Below are 18,282 nucleotides of genomic sequence, written 5' to 3'. Positions count from 1 at the left end.
TTTTTCAAACTATGGAACAGGGAATAAAAGACTTAATCGAAATCTCGCAATTTTACGGAAAGCAAAAAGATTATGTGCTGGCCGGTGGCGGGAACACATCATATAAAAACAGTGATCATTTGTGGATCAAAGCCAGTGGGTTCAGTCTGGCAACAATTAGCGAGGAGGGATTCGCAAAATTGGATCGAAATCAACTCGCTGTAATTAACACAAAAGAATATTCAGGCGATGTTTTGTTTCGGGAGGAAGAGATCAAGAACGACCTGATGAAAAGTCGGGTTGAACCCGAAAAAGGGCAGCGTCCTTCTGTTGAAACGTCGCTGCATAACTTAATTGATTTTGCCTTTATTGTACACACCCATTCAACCAAAGTAAATGGTTTAATGTGTAGCAACCAGGCTGCTGAAAAAACAGCGGAGCTGTTTGGAGATGATGTGCTGTACATCGGCTACGACGACCCTGGATACATTCTATTCAAAGTGGTTGAAAAGGCTGTTCTAAAGTATCGCGAGGAGAAAGGGAAAGAACCTGCCGTCATTTTACTCCAAAACCACGGCGTGTTTGTTGGGGCAGATAGTATTGCTGAAATCAAATCTATCTACGACGAAATAATTGGTAAACTGGACGCTGTTTATGGCGAAGAAGCACTGGTTGAAGAGCTGCCGGTAGCTGCAGAAGCAGCTCAAATTGTACCGGCTATCCGTATGATGGTTTCTTCGGAAGGGCTTAAATCTGTTCGGTTGGCAAACAACAGTTTGTTGGACTTTTACCTGGATGCCAATAATTATAAATCAGTTGCCAATCCATTCACTCCCGATGGTATCGTTTATGCCAATTCAGCTTTTATTTATGCTGAATTTAAAGACGATGTTGCCGGTTTTCTGGATGACATTCAAGTTAAGATAACTGCTTATGAGACGGAAAAAGGCAAGCTGCCAAAGGTGATTTTTTCACCCGGACTCGGTATGTTGCTGATTGCTGATCATGCGCAAGGGGCTGATATTTTATACGATGTGGTAACGGACAGTTGCCGGATTGCAAAGCTGGCGGGATCGTTTGGTGGTGAACATCCCATGACAGCAGTTCAGATTCAGTTTATCGAAAATTGGGAGGTTGAGCAATACCGCTCGAAAATATCACTTGGAGCAACTGCTGGTCGTGTTGACCGCAAAATTATTGTGGTAACCGGGGGGGCTCAAGGCTTTGGTGCCGGAATTGTTGAAGAGTTGATGAAGCACGGGGCCAATGTGGTGATTGCCGACCTGAATGCCGAAAAAGGACAGGAATTCGCCGCTCAGTTGAATACCGGCAATCGGAAAAACAAAGCTCTGTTTGTGCTGGCTGACGTCTCAAAAGCTGAATCGGTGGAAAACCTGGTTTACGAAACGGTTGTGAATTTTGGAGGCTTGGATACTTTCATCAGCAATGCCGGAATATTGCGGGCAGGAGGTCTGGATGAGATGACTCCGGAAACTTTTGAGTTGATGACAAAAGTGAATTATTCGGCCTACTTCATTTGCTCAAAATATGCGGCGGCTGTGATGAAGCTACAGAATAAATTCAAACGCAATCACTTTGCGGATATCATTCAAATTAACTCGAAGTCAGGTTTGAAAGGAAGTAATAAAAACTTTGCATACGCAGGTGGTAAATTTGGAGGCATCGGTCTGACTCAGTCATTTGCCTTGGAATTGATGCCTTTCCGGATTAAAGTAAATTCAATTTGTCCCGGAAATTTCTTTGATGGGCCACTTTGGGCTGATCCTGAGCGGGGATTGTTTGTTCAATATTTGAATGCAGGTAAAGTGCCCGGAGCGAAAACCATCGACGATGTAAAAGCATTTTATGAAGCGCAGGTTCCGGCGGGACGTGGCTGTACACCAATCGATGTGATGCGGGCCATTTTCTATGTCATCGAACAGGAATATGAAACAGGACAAGCCGTTCCGGTAACAGGCGGGCAAAATATGCTGAATTAAAGATTATTTGAGGGGGAGTCTCTCTTTACAGATTCTGAGATAAATTCAGGATGACAAAACGTAAATATTAAAATAACGAATCACATAAAATGAAAACAAAAGGTATTCGACTATACGGCAAGAAAGACTTGCGACTGGAAGAGTTTGAACTTCCGAAAATCAGTGATGATGAGATTTTGGCGAAAGTGGTATCCGATAGTATTTGTATGTCGTCGTATAAAGCGGCATCGCAGGGGAGCGATCACAAACGTATTCCCAATGATGTGGCTGAAAAGCCAATTCTGATTGGTCACGAGTTTGCCGGCGAGTTAGTTGAAATTGGTGCTAACTGGCAACACAAATTTAAGGCCGGGCAGAAGTTTTCGATCCAGCCGGCAATTTATTACGAAGACGGCCCGGTTGGCGTATTGAGTGCACCCGGCTATTCGTATGAGCATATTGGAGGGGATGCGACTTACGTCATTATTCCTAAAGATGTGTTGGTGCAGGACTGTTTGTTGGCTTATGAAGGTCCGGGCTATTATCCGGCTTCGTTGGCGGAGCCACTTAGCTGTGTGATTGGTGCCATGCATGCCAACTACCACACTAAGCCGGGTTCGTACGTTCACCAAATGGAAATTATTGATGGCGGTAAAATGGCGATCCTCGCGGGTGTTGGACCCATGGGCTTGGCAGCGATCAACTATGTGATTATGCGCGAAGACAAAAAGCCATCGCTGATGGTGGTGACTGATATTGATCAGGCACGTTTGGATCGGGCAGCTTCAATCTATTCACCTGAGTGGGCAAAATCGAATGGTATTGAGTTGATTTATTTGAACACGAGCGGAGCGGACCCTGTCGGCAAATTGCGCGACCTGACGGGTGGTGAAGGTTATAACGATGTGTTTGTTTTTGCACCTGTTCCTCCGGTTATTGAGCAAGGCGATGCGATCTTGTCGAACGATGGATGTTTGAACTTCTTTGCTGGACCAGGCAATACCGACTTCACCGCTAAAATGAACTTCTACAATGTGCATTATGCTTCAACACATATTGTTGGAACATCTGGCGGAAACAATGACGATATGGTTGAGTCGCTGGAGATGTTCAACAAAGGATTGGATCCGGCTGGATTAGTGACTCATATTGGGGGCTTAAATGCGGTTATTGATACAACTTTGCATTTGCCGGAAATCCCGGGTGGTAAAAAGTTAATCTATACGCACAAGGATATTCCATTGACAGCCATCTCCGAATTTAAAGAAAAAGGTAAATCTGATCCTTTATTCGCAGGGCTTCATGATATTTGCGAACGAAATAACGAACTTTGGTCGGTCGAAGCAGAAGAGTTTTTATTAGCGAACGCGAAGGACATTTAATGGCGAATTTGAATGTTTTTAAAGGCTTTATTTTAGCTGTCGGCATTTTGTAATGACTGAAAACAATTAAGAATATGATTTACATGGCAGACACGGCTGATATAGCAGCCTTGAAACAACTTTACGATTTTTTTCCGTTGGAAGGAGTGACTACAAACCCGACAATTTTAAAAATGGCGGGTGAAAAGTTATCGGTTGCGGTCGATAATATTATGAAAATAGTTGGTCACGGGATGATGCACGTGCAGGTGATGAGTGAAACAGCAGAGGACATTGTCCGCGAAGCGAAGACTTACAAGAATTATTTTGATGCAGGTGATAATTTTTATGCGAAAATTCCGGTGACGCCACAAGGTTACAAAGCGATGGCAATTTTGAAAGATGCAGGAATCAATGTGACTGCGACTGCTATTTTTACGCAGCAGCAAGCTTTGGTTGCAGCAAAAGCCGGTGCTGATTTTGTAGCTCCTTATGTGAGTCGACTGGATAATATTTCATCGCATGGAATTGAAGTGGTTCGTGATATTGCAAAAAACATGAATGATTTTGATTTACCCTGTAAAGTGTTGGCCGCGAGTTTTAAAACGGTTGACCAGATTCATCGCGTAAGTATGAATGGTTCACATTCTGCGACTGTTAGTCCGGATTTGCTGATGCAATTAATCAGGCACCCGATGACTGATATTAGTGTGAAAACATTCCTTGAAGACGGTAAAGATTTATATGATATTTCATTTTAGGATTTGAAATATGCTAAGACAACAGCAGAAAGGGCCTTTGGGCCCTTTTTTTATAAGCGAAATTTAGGGTAGGGCGATTGTTGACTGGATTACTAGAAAGTTAATGATCCGATTAATCTATTCAGCATTTTAATTGTTTCTATAAAAAATCGATAATTTCCTACTGAATGCATTTATCTGATCTATTTTTCTGTTTAATTCTCGATTTTCAAATTAGTGCGCTAAATTGAAAAGAGCTTTATGAACGGTTAAATCATGACGGGATTGTTAAATAAACATTTGAGAGTGAGAATAATATACTTAAAGAAAGCGTTTTGTGCTTTTTCTTTTTTGGCGGTTTTTCTGGTCCATGGATCAGTGCTCGCTCAAATTGCTGATGGCAGTTTACCGGCCTCATTCAGTATCAATTTAAAGTCAGCCAATGTTCTGCCTCAAAGGGAACTAAACCCGGTAAACAAGGAGGAGCGTATCGCTTTAGATAAAGCAGAAGGCGTCCAAAACCGTTATGGTGTACTTGAAAACCTGGAACTCAATATCAAAGAAGCAGGCGTTTATTCACAATATGGCGATCAGAATATCTGGCAATATGAATTGAGTTGTGAAGATGCACTTTCCCTTGGCTTGTTTTTTAGCACTTATGATATTCCACAAGGGGCAGCATTATACATTTACACGCCTGATCGGCAAATCGTTCGAGGGGCATTTACTTGGGCAAACAAGAAAGATAATGGCGGACTGACCTTAGCTGATTTGCAGGGGAATACTCTGATCATTGAATACAATGAGCCAATTCTGCCAGTCTTTGAGGGAGGGGTAATTCTGGGGGCAGTTGTCAAAGCTTATCAGAGTTTTGAAGCCAATACCAATGAACGGATCCAGATTAATTGTCCGGAAGGGGATGATTGGCAAAATGAGAAGCGGGCAGTATGCATGATTACGTTTAATGATTCGCAGTATAGTTATTACTGCAGTGGTGCCTTGGTGAATAATACCCTGGAGGATGGTTCTGCTTATTTTTTGACAGCGAATCACTGTATCAGCTCGTCGACGGAGGCCGCCACACTGATCGCTTATTTCAACTACGAAAACTCCACTTGTGAAGCTTCCGACGGGACACTGAGTCAATCATTGTCGGGAGCCAGTTTATTGGCATCTAATAGCTATTCTGATTTTACCTTGCTCCAGTTGGATGAATATCCTCCAAGGGAATATCAACCTTATTTTGCGGGATGGGATGCCAGTGGTGATCAGCCGGAAACGGGAACCTGTATTCATCATCCGCAAGGAACTGCGAAATGCATTGCTTTAGATTATGGTGCACCAACGAGTGTCGATTATTCTGTGCGTTGGGATGATGGGACCGTTTCACAGGTCAACTCGCATTGGGAAGTGACTTACGATGTTGGAATTGATGAGGGCGGCTCTTCGGGTGGGCCCTTGTTCGACGAAAATAAGCGAATCAAAGGTCAGCTGCATGGAGGAGATGAAAATTCCTCGCTTTTCGGGAAATTCTCTCTTTCGTGGGATTACCGGTCTGAAACAAACAGACAGCTCAAACATTGGCTTGATCCGGATGATACAGGCATCACTCAAATGGATGGTTTGGAAGGCTACAGTAAACCGGTGGCTGCATTTAGTCCGGAAGTTACTATTATGTGTTTGGATGAGGCGATCACACTCAATGATGAATCAAAATACGAACCGGAAAGTTGGAGCTGGGAAATTAGTCCGGCTAGTTTCAGTTTTGTCAACGGAACATCGGTTTCGTCACAAAATCCCGAAGTTCAGTTTTTAACAGAAGGTGTTTACACCGTTCAGCTTACTGTTGCCAATGAAAATGGCAGCGACGTTTTAGTTAAAAGCAATTTGATCGCTGTTTATGCACAGTTACCGGTGCTTTTTACTGAGCTGGCGGATGAAATGACAATGTGCGGTTGGGAACTCGATAATTACCAGTTTGTAGCTGAAGGAGCTCCCGGATTTAATTTTGAACTGACAGCTGCCGCAAATTTCGACCAATCGGTTTCAGAAAATATTTTAACACTCAGCTTGAATGATGAAGGTAAGCAGGGAGGATCTTTTGATACTTATGTGAAAGTGACCGGAACGCAAGGATCGTGTGCTGTTGCGGATAGTATTTTGCTCCACGTGATTGTTCCTGAAAATGATAATGTAGCACAGGCTTTGCCACTGAAGTTGGGGTACAATGGAAGCTATTCCAATGAATGTGGAACCGTTCAGGATAATGAAGCGGAGCCGGAAACGAATGGGTGTACGGTTGTGAATAACTGGTGTCCGCCAAGTTCAAATGAGGTGCTGGACAATTCTATTTGGTTTACATTCACCGGGCCGTCAAGTGGTGCGATCACGATTGAGGCAGAAGGCTTCAGTTCGCAGATCGCAATTTACCGGGCTGCCACAGCAAATTATTTACTGTCGGGAAGCAAGGCTACCTACACGTTGGTTGCGGCCGCAGATTACGGGCTGAAAAGTACAACCAATGCCACTATTTTAAATTCAGAAGTGATTCCGGGAGGCAAATACTGGTTGCAGGTCGATGGGGTTGATGGTGCCGAAGGTGACCTGGATTTGAATCTGTTGACCAATTCAGTCGAAGTTTATCCAAATCCGTCAAGTGGCCTGTATCATCTCACAGTTGCCAGCGTTTCAGACGGAGATGCTGAATTGTCGGTTTACAGCCAAACAGGGCAGCTGATATACTCCGGAGTCGGTAGTTTTAATCAACAGGAAAATATGATCGATTTTGATTTAAGTAACAATCCTTCGGGGGTCTATTATTTTCGGGCGATCATAAACGGAGCGATCATGTCGAAGAAACTTATCCTGGTTAAATAGTTTGTAGCGAAAAGATTATTGGAGTGGTAGCGAGAATGAAACTGTCGTGCCCGTGTTCTCGATTGTGTCAATTTTCATGTACCCACCTTGTTTTTCAATAAACTCGTTACAGAGCATCAAGCCCAGTCCGCTGCCTGATTCGTTGTTTGTGCCAGTCGTCGTTTCGTTCAATTTAAAGTCGAAAATGGATTCCAGACGATCTTCGGGAATACCAACCCCTGAATCTTTTACCGACACTTTCTGGTAGCTTGTACCTTCGTTCTCAATCAGCGTATTACTAATTGTTATCTCTCCTTTCTCAGGCGTGAATTTTATGGCGTTGGAAAGCAAGTTGCGAATCACTGTTAGTGTAACGTATTGGTCGCAATAAATGAGGCAATCTTCCGCTATTTCATTCTTGATTTGGGTGCGTTTCATTTCCGAATGAATCATCTGCGAATCGATCGCTTCGTCACACAAATCAAAGAGTCGGTGTTCCTGCTTATTAATAACTATCGAGTCGCGCTGAGTATGCGACCAACTCAGGAGGTTTTCCAGCAAATCGTATAAGTTTGAACTGGCCAGGTGGATGGAAGACAGCATACGCTTTGTTTTTTCCGGCTCTGCCGTTCCGAAATCGTTAAGCATGATGCCGGTCAGCATCTTAAAACTTCCAACCGGGCTCCGTAAATCGTGCGCAATGATCGAGAAGAACTTATCTTTGACATCATTCAGCTCTTTCATTTTTTGTTCCGATTCGCGCATGTGTTCCTCGTTTTTTTTCCGGTCTGTCGTGTCGTAGGCATTTAAGATGACCCGATGGGCAGACTTATAGGAAATACGGGCGGAGAACCAACGCATAACACCGCCTATTTCGAGCGGGTATTCCAGTTCAACCAATTTCTTGGTTTTTAAACACCGATTGAAGGCATTCATGAAAAAATCAGCCATATCCCGGTCAAATACCTCGAAGACGGTTTTCCCAATCAGTTCGCTTTCCTGCCGGTAGAGAAGTTGTTTGTTCGTCGGTGGGATGTTCACATATTCGCCTTTGTCGCTAAACTCAACGATCAGGTTGTGCATCGAGTTAAAGATGGCTTTCAGTTCCTTTTCATTGGCGCTTACCTTTAGTTGTGTTTTTAGCAAAAGCCAAAACAGGATACTGATGATAATGGAGCTGAAAAGCAACACATAATCCAAGGTCTTATCCTGGTTGAAGAAATGTGTCCATCCTTTATGCGGAGTCGCTGCCAAAACCCAGCTACCGTCGGGGAGGTTGATGGTTATAACGACCGGGTTTCGATTGAATACAGTTGCATCGCCCCAAAAGGCTTCGCCTTGTTGTCCGTTGCCATCGGTACCTTTTAGAGCAAATTCAAAGTTATTCTCGTTTGGGGCGAGTTCTGCATCATTCAACAGCCCGTCTTTGTTGATCACAATATCGGTCATTCCCCAAAACTTTTGTTCTCCCTGCTTATTCTTGTAAAAAATGGGTGTGTAGCTGATAAAAGCAATGCCACCCTCCACCAATTCGACAGGGCCGGCAACAAATGTCTTTCGGGTTTTGATGGTTTTTTCAACAATTTCCCGGCGTTTCGGGTGTTCCATCAGGTTGAGGCCAAGAGCCGCTTCGTGCCCTTTTAACGGATAAATGGCATTAATAATGCCGTCGCGAGAAATCGACATGGTTGAAATAACAGAGTCATTCCTTGTCAATTGCTTGGCTAAATCGTAAAATTCGTCGTTGGTTATTTCTGGATGAATGGAAACGAACGCTGCAATTCCTTTGGTGTAGTAGATCCGGGATGAAAGGGCTTTTTCAAGCTTCGATTTTTTACCAATCAAGACTTCCAACAGATTGGATCGAACATCTTTCTCCCACAAACCACGACGGTAGGAGATGTAATAAAATGAAATAGCCAACAGAACAATGAAAAACAACAACGCATAGATTGTTGGACGGAAATTTTTAAGTTGTGGCTTGTTTGTCTTGACGCTCATGTACTGCAGTAGAACTGATTTCGGGGGGATAAAAATAGAAAAAGTTGACCGAAACTGATAGTTACGACGGTCAACTTTTTCAATTATTATTAACGTTATCTTCTCAAGTCGAAGATTTGATCGGGAAGTTATTTAACTAACTTCGAAATGGCCTTGAACTCCGGAGCAGAAGCGCTACGTGTCAGTTCGAACAGGATTGATTCGTAGGAAGTCATCATGATTCCTTCAAAACGGAAACGTTCGGCAGCTAAATCAATATTGTCGTAATCACGAGATGAAACGCAATCCATCACGACAATAGGGTTCAACCCGGCTTCTTTCAGGTCAAGGGCTGTTTGAAGCACACAAACATGACTTTCGATACCGCAAATGATCACATTTTTAGCTTGAAGTTTTTCGAGTTCAGCAGCGAAAACTGCTTCGTCGCAGCAACTGAAGTCTTTTTTTTCGATCGCTTTGAAATCTTTGATGATGCTTTTGATTGGCTCTACTGTTTCACCCAAACCTTTACTGTATTGTTGAGTAGCCAGAATTGGTAATCCCAGTTCCTGCAAACCATTGATCAAAATCTGACAGTTATTCAATAAGGCTTCTTGTCCTTCCATTGCAGGCAACAAACGTTCCTGAATGTCAACAACCAACCCGATGGTGTTTTCTTTGTTTATGCGCATGATTTCTGTATTGTTTTTTGCAAAAATACCCCAATATTTTGGTTTCTATCGGACTTAATTCGAAAACCTGAGGGGATTTATGTTCTCTTAACATGTTGCCCAATTCAGTTGAGCGATAATTTCCGGTTACGAGTTGCTTCGGGCCTGACGACGCGATTTATCACCCAAATATCCACCGTGGTGGCGTTTGGCATAATCCGCATTTGTAAACCCGATTTTTTTCATCATTAAAACGACCAAGACATCACCGATTACTGTCATAGTCGTGGTTGAAGTGCTCGGTGTTAATCCAAGCGTACAAACTTCAGATGGGTTGCCGGTAAATAAGGTTGCATCGGCCATTTTACAGAGTTCGCCATCCGGATTTCCGGTGATTACGATGATTGGTAAATTGGGATATAGATTATCAGCCAAATCAACCAATTCGAGAATCTCACGGGTTTTGCCTGAGTTTGAGATGAGCAGTAAAACATCGTTGGGTTGAATGACCCCCAGATCACCGTGTTGCGCATCGCTCGGATGCAAAAAAACGGCCGGTGTTCCGGTTGAACTAAACGTTGTCGCAATATTTAATGCAATTTGTCCGGCCTTGCCCATTCCACTTGCAACCAATTTCCCGTTTAACTGGTGTACGTGCTTTTCGATCAGGTTAATAGCTTTTTCATATTGATCACTGATCGGAATGTTTTGAATGGCTTCGGCCTCGTGTTTAATTAATTTAGATACTTCGTTGATCATGGTTTAAGTTATTTGAAACTGCTGCAAAGCTAACTCAAAATTCAGGGATTACAAGGACTAAAATCAGCCTTGTAACAGCTAGGAAAAGAGAATGTATCATGTATTAAAAACGAAATGGAGGAATTGAAAAAAATGACCAAACAATTCGGGTGCATACGTGTTGATATGTTTTAAAATAGGGCAAAAGCTGATTTTGTTTCTGTTAATTAAACCAACATTTTGATAATTTTAGCAATTAAGGATACTGACCTTTAAAAATTAATTATTTCAAACTATGAACATACACGAGTACCAAGCCAGAGAAATCTTCAGCAAGTATGGCATTCCTGTTCCGAGTTCTGTTCTTTGCCACTCGGTAGAGGAAGTAAAAGATGCAATGGCAAGTATTGATCACCTGGTGGTTGTAAAAGCCCAGGTTTTAGTTGGCGGACGTGGTAAAGCCGGCGGTGTAAAGCTGGCAAAAACAAAAGACGAAGCCGTAAAAGCAGCCGAACAAATCCTGGGAATGGATATTAAAGGCTTCACCGTTGAAAAAGTGCTTGTTGCCGATGCAGCCGACATAGAGAAAGAGTACTATGTTGGGTTGATTAGCGACAGAAATTCCAAGTCAGTCACCCTGATGGTGAGTGCCGAAGGGGGTGTCGAAATCGAGGAAGTTGCCAAAACCAATCCCGAGTTGATATACAAATTCAACATCGATCCACTGACCGGGCTACTGGACTTCCAGGCGCGTAATATTGCCATGAAGTTGTTTAAAGATGTCAAGCTTGCCCGTAAAGCTGCCGATATTTTCCAGAAGTTATACCAGATTTACCTGGACACGGACTCCACATTGGCTGAAATTAACCCATTGGTATTGACGCCGGATAACGAGGTTCTGGCCATCGATGGTAAAATGAATTTCGATGATAATGCGCTGTACCGTCAACCTGAATTGTTGGCCATTCGCGAAGTCGATGAAGATGAACAAAAGGAAATTGATGCCAAAGAGAAAGGTCTTTCCTACATCAAACTGGATGGAAACATCGGTTGTATGGTGAATGGCGCCGGACTTGCCATGGCTACGATGGATATGATCAAATTGTACGGCGGAAACCCCGCGAACTTCCTGGATATCGGTGGTAGCTCGAATCCGCAGAAAGTGGTAGATGCCATGAATATCTTGCTTTCGGATAAAAATGTGGAGGCTATGATGATCAATATCTTTGGTGGAATCACGCGTTGCGATGATGTTGCTCGCGGCTTGATTACGGCCCTCGATATCATTAAACCTAAAATACCGATTGTGGTGCGCCTCTCCGGTACCAATGCGGCTGAAGGGTTAGCTATTTTGAAAGAAACCGGCTTACCAACGGTAACTACCATGAGCGAAGCTGCTCAAAAAGCAATTGAGTTAAGTAAAAAGTAGTGGCAAAACCGAAATCAAAAAAAGAGAATTACAATGAGTATACTCGTTAATAAAGATACAAAACTGGTGGTTCAGGGAATCACCGGACGCGATGGCCAGTTTCACGCCGGCCGAATGAAAGCATACGGAACAAATGTTGTAGCTGGCACATCGCCGGGAAAAGGCGGCACAACGGTCGATGGTATTCCTGTTTTCGATACAGTTGAAGAAGCTGTTCAGGCAACAGGTGCCAATGCATCAATTATTTTTGTTCCCGCACCTTTTGCAGCTGATGCTATTTTGGAAGCGTCATATGCAGGAGTAGACCTGGTTATTTGTATTTCCGAAGGTGTGCCAATTTTGGATATGATCCGTGTTACTCCAATAATTAAAAGGAACGATACCAAGTTGATCGGGCCAAACTGTCCGGGCTTAATTACTCCTGATGAAGCATTGATTGGAATTTCACCGGCAATGATCTTCAAAAAGGGAAATATTGGCTTGATGTCGCGTAGTGGCACCTTGACTTACGAGGTCGTAAATATGTTGACTCAAAATGATATGGGCCAGAGTACGGTTGTTGGTATTGGCGGTGACCCTGTTGCCGGATTGTACTACATCGATTTGCTGGAGATGTACGAAAACGACCCCGAGACGGAAGCCATTGTTCTGATCGGTGAGATTGGTGGTGATGCCGAAGAGCAAGCTGCCGAATACATCGCCAAACATGTGACCAAGCCGGTTGTGTCGTTTATTGCTGGTCAAACTGCTCCTCCCGGAAAACGAATGGGCCACGCTGGTGCCATCATTTCTGCCGGCTCAGGAACAGCCGAGGACAAAATTAAAGCGTTCAATAAAGCCGGAGTTCCGGTGGCGAAAGAGCCATCAGAAATTCCGGGCTTGTTAAAGGAAAAAATGGCCGAAGCTTCAGCATAAAGAAAGCCACGCCTCAAATGATATCGAAATCCTGCAATTTTTGCAGGATTTCTTGTTTCTGCCTGTCTGTAAGCTTTAAAAGATTTAAGAATTGATCGTTTTGCTTTATCTTTAGTTTATCTTGCTTGATAAATTTATTGGTTAGCGAAGAATATGAACCACACATCCCTTGATAAATACACAGCGATAAAAAGCAGACTGTTGGCGGATTTTGATTTGGAGGATGAATTAATCAACGTTTTTTCAAAATCCAAGGTTGCCGAAAAGAAGTCTGTTGAATATGCTGCTTATTCAGCCGACTTGTTGGCGCTGTTAAACCAGCACTTGACCACCATGGATTGCGTCACATTTCTGGAGCAGAATGATGAGCTTCAGGATCTCCGGCAGAAGTTGAGCCAATACCAGGAAGAAATCACAGAGTCACAAAGTTTAGATCGGTTTTATTCGTTGGAGGGAGATTCTGTTGCAGTCCGGTACCGAAAGTTGTGTAAACGGTTTTTGTTGAAGACAGGCTGGGCTTTGACAGGACTGGGGAATATTTTTCGTAAAGAAAATAAAGAAAAAGAGTTTTGGAAACATGATATCCCGGAAGCGGCTCTGGCTGAACTGGTATTTATAACGCGCTTTGGTGAGGACTTCCTGTCGTTTTATGACCAGTTGCTCCAAAACCAGGAAATTCGGTATCGACAGTTTTATGTACTCGATCGGGAATTAGAGGAGTATCAGTTGCTGAATGCCGAATTAGTCGATTTTGACGAAACGGTTCTTCAGCTGAAAGAAGATCTGGCAAATGACAGACAGAGTATTGATGAATTTTTTACCAGCAAAGAAGAAGAGCTGAATGCGCTGTTTCTTTCGCTTAGGGAGAAAGCGGGGACATTTGAGCTTCCCAAAAGCAAGCTGACTGCAAAAGTAATCGCCAAACATCGGCAACGAGCAGTCAACCGACTGGACCGTCTGCTGCGGAACCAGCAGTTTGTTTGTTTTGCATTGGCTGAACATTGGCGCCTGAAACTGCAAAATCGAAGTTTAATTTTCAGTTTGGAGGAACAGTCAGTCAACCAGGGATCAATTTTGTTCGAGCAGGTTAATGAAACCTTGAAACCTGCATTTATTGCGTTAAAGAAAGAACTTTCAGTTTTTGCCGGGAGGGACCTCAGCGAGTGGACCGACCGCAAAAAGGTGCTCGAAATTAAAGCCTTTGTGAAACAGCGGATGCCGGAGCTCGTACAGTTAGTCTTTCAGTCCAAATTGAATAACCTATTCGAACGACCGGTACAAGAACTTGAGCAAGCTATTGCCAATGGGCCGGTAGGTTACCAGTTTGCTGCACCTGTTTTTGATGGTAAGCCAATTACACGCAAGTCGTTTCGGCGGGTAGAAACCAGGGAGTTGCTGCAAGGGAGCGTGTTGGAGCCACTCAAAGGAGATTTTGTGGCGGATCGCAAGAAATTTATGGGCATTGTGCAGAAACTGACAACCAGCCTGGAGGAAATTCAATATTCTGCAAATTACAGTGTCGATTTTTATTTCTCACAAAAAAAGGATGAGAATGCGGCAGGTGAGCTTGTTGAGGGACTGAAAAGAACCGTTAAAAAGGCGGATGAAAATTTGAGCTTCTTGTCAGCTATGGTTGAGTTGACACAAGAGTCCTTTGCGCGTTTGAGCCTGACCTTTGCCGAACGGGTTTTACAATATTTCGAACCTCATCGACTGCATCAGTCCGAAAAGATTAATCAGCGTCGCGAGTTTATTGAACACCGGAAAGCACAGCTCCGTGATTTCCTGAAAACAAGCAGCAAGTTATCGCGCCAATATTTCAGGAAGCTGAAGGAACTTTATTTTGCCTTATACAATCGGTATTTCAACCTGCGGAATTTGCTGGGTATTTCGTATGAAACGGAGCCGATTACCGCCGAATTGTCGAACTACCTTTCCGAAACAAGGCACGCCATAGCGCGGCTACCGTTGATGTACCAAAAGCTGTTTGAGAATGTTCCGCTAAAAGAAGAACGCTTTTACCTGGCTCGGCGAACAGAAATAACGAAGCTGAATGAAGCCTTTGAGAATTGGAGGGCAGGTCGGTTTTCTCCGGCTTGTATTGTCGGTGAGCAGGGGAGCGGAACAACGACTCTTTTGAATTTCTTCGGGAAATCGATTGAAAAAGAAGTTCCTGTTAAGCGATTGGAGATCAGTGGAATTACAATTGAGCATGAAGGTTTTCTCAAACTGTTCAGCAAATTGTACCCTGCAGAATCGATCAAAACGGTTGACGACCTGATTGCAGTGATCCAGGAGACGGAGGAAACACGAATGATTATCTTGGAGAACATTCACAAGTTGTTTTTGCGGAGCAGTGGCGATTTTGGAAATCTGTTTCTCCTGTTTAAACTGATCAGTCAGACCAATAATAAGATTTTTTGGCTAACCACTTGCTACCAGTATAGTTGGGCGTTGCTGAATTATACAAACGGTATCGCCGGGTATTTTGCCCATGTTATTGAATTTAGTCCGATGACTGCAGAGCAATTGCGCGAAGCCATATTGAAGCGTCATCAGGTGAGTGGTTTTTCATTGAGTTTTATGGAGCCGGAGAACTTTACTCCCAAACGCAACTATCAAAAAATGAGTGATGAAGAAAAACAGCTTCATCTGAAAAACATCTTTTTTGACGAGCTCTGGAAATACGCGCAGGCAAACCTGAGTTTGGCATTTATTTATTGGCTGCGCGCCATCCGCAAAGTTGAAGACGGTGAAATCTCCATTCAATCCAAACGACTCAACTTTAGCTTTCTGAACTCGCTGAAAACTCGTGAAATAACCACCTTGCATAGCATCCTGATTCATGGTGGCCTGGGGCTGGAGCAGCACAGTCGGATCTTCCGCTGCCCGGCTGAAGATAGCTTTCGGATGTTGATGGTATTGACCGACGACGGACTTTTGAATAAGCAGGATGAGCTGTACGTTGTAAATCCGTTAGTATACCGTGTTTTAGTGAGTCAGTTGAAGTCGTTGAACTTTATTTATTAAACCATGCAGAACCTGATTTTCAAAATAATAGGATGTTTGATCGGGCTTGTGATCCTGATTTTACCTGTGTCGGGTGCAGATAGCACTGAACAGCAAGTTATACAGCTACCTGATACCATTAATATGGTGGTTTCTTCGGTCAGTGGAGCCGGTAACAATTCGCTGGAGGCAGCCTCGGACACCCTAATGTCGGCTGACGATGCGGTGGATAAAACCATAAAAAGTATTCCGTCTGTTGAACTGAAAAAGATCTTCTCGTTTGCCAAACTGTTTTGGGCCGGTGTTTTCTTTCTGGTAGCCTATTTTATCATTCGGTTTATCTCGCGAAGTATTGAGGCATGGTCTGAAAAAAATGCAGAACGCCGCATTAAGGGGAAAGCCATTTTGCCGGTGGTGAAAATTGTCAGCTGGATTATTGTCAGCTACATCGTTATCCGCGGCATCTTCAATCCTCCGCTCGGTTCTCTGATTGCTTTCGGCGCATCGATCGGTGTCGCTGTTGGTTTCGCAGCGCAGGATTTGTTGAAGAATATTTTTGGTGGTTTTGTGATCCTGATTGATCGCCCGTTTAAAGTAGGCGACAAGATTGAGGTTGGGAGTGTATATGGCGAAGTGCTGGACATGTCGCTTCGGTCGACCCGTATCCAAACAGCCGACGACTCATTAGTCACTCTGCCGAACGGAGAACTACTCAATCAGCCGATTTCAAACTCAAACTCCGGTGAATCGAACTGTCAGGTTGTTGCCGAAATTTACCTGCCCATTACCATCGATACCGATAAGGTGAGGAAAGTTGCGACTGAAGCGGCTCAGACTTCCCGGTTTATTTACTTGGCTAAGCCAATAGCCGTGTTGTTTTTCAACGAAATAAAGCACGATAAGCTTTGCTATAAAATGCGGCTGAAGGCTTACGTGATGGACATCCGTTACGAGTTCCTGTTTAAAAGTGAAATGACCGAAATCGTGATCAGCGACCTGCTCAAAGCCGGGCTGATAGATCCGGAGATCTCGATCTGATATTGACTTTTCTACTTCACTTTAGGTTGAAGAGCCACTTTGTCTAGGGGGAGAGTGATAAAAAAGCGGGTTAGCGTCTTCTTTCCCCGGGGTGGTGAGGCAAAAAGGCAGGTTCGAGGCTCTCTAACCTAAGTTGGGAACTCAAAAAAGTAGGTTAGTGACTCCATCCCCCAGGTTAGCGGCCTTCCAACCTTGGCTGGTAACATAAAAAAGTAGGTTGGCGCCTTAAAAAAGTGGGTTAGCGAGGCTGTACCTCGGGTTAGAACGATAAAAAAGCAGGTTAGAGCCTCTGTACCCACCTATATTCTGGCAAAAGCAGGTTACGATGACTCGAACTGAATGTAGGGGGCAGAGATTTGCAAAACCAGTCTTCAATACGAGTCTTTTCCACACAAAATATGTAAATTTATCCCTTCGTAAAATTAGCAATGGGATGGATGGTAAGCGTTTAAGTATTGACGAAGAGAAATTTCGAAACCTGATTGAATTGGCAACTGACGGGATTTTAATTGGGGCGAATGACGGGATTGTAATTGAAGCGAATTCAACCTTTTGCACCATGATCGGAAGGAAGAAAGAAGAATTGATCGGGCGGTTTATTGCGGATATCCCTTTTGCAAAAACAAGTGTTGAGCAAACCCCTTTCCGGTTCGATTTACTGCGTAAAGGCCAATTGGTGGTTAGCGAGCGGGAACTACTGCGGTCTGACGGGACTAAAATTACCATTGAAATGCGCACGAAAATGATGCCGGATGGTACCTATCAGTCCATTTACCGCGATATATCGGAACGTAAGAAATATGAATTGCAATTGTTGGATTATGCCAATGAATTAAGCGAATTAAATGAAGATAAAGATCATTTTATTACCATTTTAGCACACGATTTAGTAAGCCCTTTTAATACTATCTTAGGGTATTTGGGAGTGCTTTCCGCTGATTTCGATAACTTAGACAGGGCTGCGATCAGGAAGCAATTAGATATTGTACATAACGCTTCAACAAAAGCATTTAACCTGTTGCAGGAAATTTTAACATGGTCTCGTTCGAATTCCGGCACCATGAGTTATGAGCCTGAATTCTTTAACCTAAAAGATATTTGCCAAAAAACAGTTGACATTTTAGAACCTATTGCCGAAAATAAGAATATTGAAATTACGAATGCCATTGATGATGATGTACAGGCTTATACTGATGCAAACATGCTTCGGGTAATCATTCGTAATCTATTGACTAATGCTCTGAAATTTACCAGCGTCGATGGAAAAGTAACCATTGGTGCTACCGAACATGATGGTGAAATAGTAATATCAGTTAAGGATACAGGGAAAGGTATTGCGAAAGGTAAATTGGCTACTTTATTCAAAAATATACATAACAAACCCACGGAAGGTACATCGCGGGAAATAGGAAATGGCTTGGGTTTGGTTATCTGTAAAATGCTTGCGGAAAGGCAGGGCGGATCTATTGGGGTTGAAAGTGAGGTCGGAATCGGCAGTAAATTTTTTGTTCGTATTCCGGCTCGTCGAAATTGAAATCCAAGCTACAAAGTGTGGATTTCAGGGCGGGAGCGCTGTTGCGGCAGGGT

At 43.4% G+C, this 18,282-nt stretch carries 12 protein-coding genes; 9 read left to right on the top strand and 3 right to left on the bottom strand.

Translation table 11 applies throughout. The annotated features are described in order from the left end of the window. Positions 1–11 precede the first annotated feature (11 nt). The 4 genes from GJV22_RS04220 to GJV22_RS04205 all read left to right on the top strand — a co-directional run bounded on the left by GJV22_RS04220 (position 12) and on the right by GJV22_RS04205 (position 6,936). Positions 12–1,979 (top strand): SDR family NAD(P)-dependent oxidoreductase, encoded by a 1,968-nt coding sequence (locus GJV22_RS04220; RefSeq protein WP_163709129.1) that lies wholly within the window; start codon positions 12–14, stop codon positions 1,977–1,979. Between the two features lie 89 nt (positions 1,980–2,068). Next, positions 2,069–3,340 carry a zinc-binding dehydrogenase gene (locus GJV22_RS04215; protein ID WP_163709125.1) on the top strand — a complete coding sequence of 424 codons (1,272 nt, stop codon included), beginning with the start codon at positions 2,069–2,071 and terminating at the stop codon, positions 3,338–3,340. A 74-nt stretch (positions 3,341–3,414) separates the two neighbouring features. Continuing rightward, positions 3,415–4,080 carry a transaldolase family protein gene (locus GJV22_RS04210; protein ID WP_163709122.1) on the top strand — a complete coding sequence of 222 codons (666 nt, stop codon included), beginning with the start codon at positions 3,415–3,417 and terminating at the stop codon, positions 4,078–4,080. 285 nt (positions 4,081–4,365) lie between these two features. After that, a complete protein-coding gene (locus GJV22_RS04205; protein WP_163709120.1) occupies positions 4,366–6,936 on the top strand; it encodes a T9SS type A sorting domain-containing protein in 2,571 nt (856 codons plus the stop codon). A 15-nt stretch (positions 6,937–6,951) separates the two neighbouring features. Here GJV22_RS04205 and GJV22_RS04200 read toward each other — a convergent pair whose 3' ends face one another. The 3 genes from GJV22_RS04200 to GJV22_RS04190 all read right to left on the bottom strand — a co-directional run bounded on the left by GJV22_RS04200 (position 6,952) and on the right by GJV22_RS04190 (position 10,325). After that, complete coding sequence (locus GJV22_RS04200; protein WP_163709116.1) at positions 6,952–8,916, bottom strand: sensor histidine kinase; 1,965 nt, start codon at positions 8,914–8,916, stop codon at positions 6,952–6,954. Between the two features lie 128 nt (positions 8,917–9,044). Next, positions 9,045–9,587 (bottom strand): isochorismatase family protein, encoded by a 543-nt coding sequence (locus GJV22_RS04195; protein ID WP_163709114.1) that lies wholly within the window; start codon positions 9,585–9,587, stop codon positions 9,045–9,047. Positions 9,588–9,713: 126 nt separating this feature from the next. Continuing rightward, positions 9,714–10,325, bottom strand: a complete 612-nt coding sequence (locus GJV22_RS04190) for an SIS domain-containing protein (RefSeq protein ID WP_163709111.1) — start codon at positions 10,323–10,325, stop codon at positions 9,714–9,716. Between the two features lie 274 nt (positions 10,326–10,599). On the opposite strand from GJV22_RS04190, the gene sucC reads away from it, so the two are divergent. The 5 genes from sucC to GJV22_RS04165 all read left to right on the top strand — a co-directional run bounded on the left by sucC (position 10,600) and on the right by GJV22_RS04165 (position 18,229). Beyond that, on the top strand, positions 10,600–11,733 hold the full coding sequence (gene sucC, locus GJV22_RS04185; RefSeq protein ID WP_163709109.1) for an ADP-forming succinate--CoA ligase subunit beta: 1,134 nt from the start codon (positions 10,600–10,602) through the stop codon (positions 11,731–11,733). A gap of 33 nt (positions 11,734–11,766) precedes the next feature. Beyond that, on the top strand, positions 11,767–12,648 hold the full coding sequence (gene sucD, locus GJV22_RS04180; RefSeq protein ID WP_163709107.1) for a succinate--CoA ligase subunit alpha: 882 nt from the start codon (positions 11,767–11,769) through the stop codon (positions 12,646–12,648). A gap of 201 nt (positions 12,649–12,849) precedes the next feature. Beyond that, on the top strand, positions 12,850–15,678 hold the full coding sequence (locus tag GJV22_RS04175; protein WP_163709105.1) for an ATP-binding protein: 2,829 nt from the start codon (positions 12,850–12,852) through the stop codon (positions 15,676–15,678). A 3-nt stretch (positions 15,679–15,681) separates the two neighbouring features. Beyond that, on the top strand, positions 15,682–16,695 hold the full coding sequence (locus GJV22_RS04170; RefSeq protein ID WP_205461744.1) for a mechanosensitive ion channel family protein: 1,014 nt from the start codon (positions 15,682–15,684) through the stop codon (positions 16,693–16,695). Between the two features lie 433 nt (positions 16,696–17,128). Further along, entirely contained in the window at positions 17,129–18,229 is a 1,101-nt protein-coding gene (locus GJV22_RS04165; RefSeq protein WP_163709102.1) for a PAS domain-containing sensor histidine kinase, read from the top strand. Positions 18,230–18,282 lie beyond the last annotated feature (53 nt).

This window comes from Mangrovibacterium lignilyticum (assembly GCF_010882175.1).
Classification (GTDB): Bacteria; Bacteroidota; Bacteroidia; order Bacteroidales; family Prolixibacteraceae; genus Mangrovibacterium; species Mangrovibacterium lignilyticum.
The sequence above is the reverse complement of the archived record's forward strand: the minus strand, read 5'-3'. Positions and strand labels throughout refer to the sequence as shown.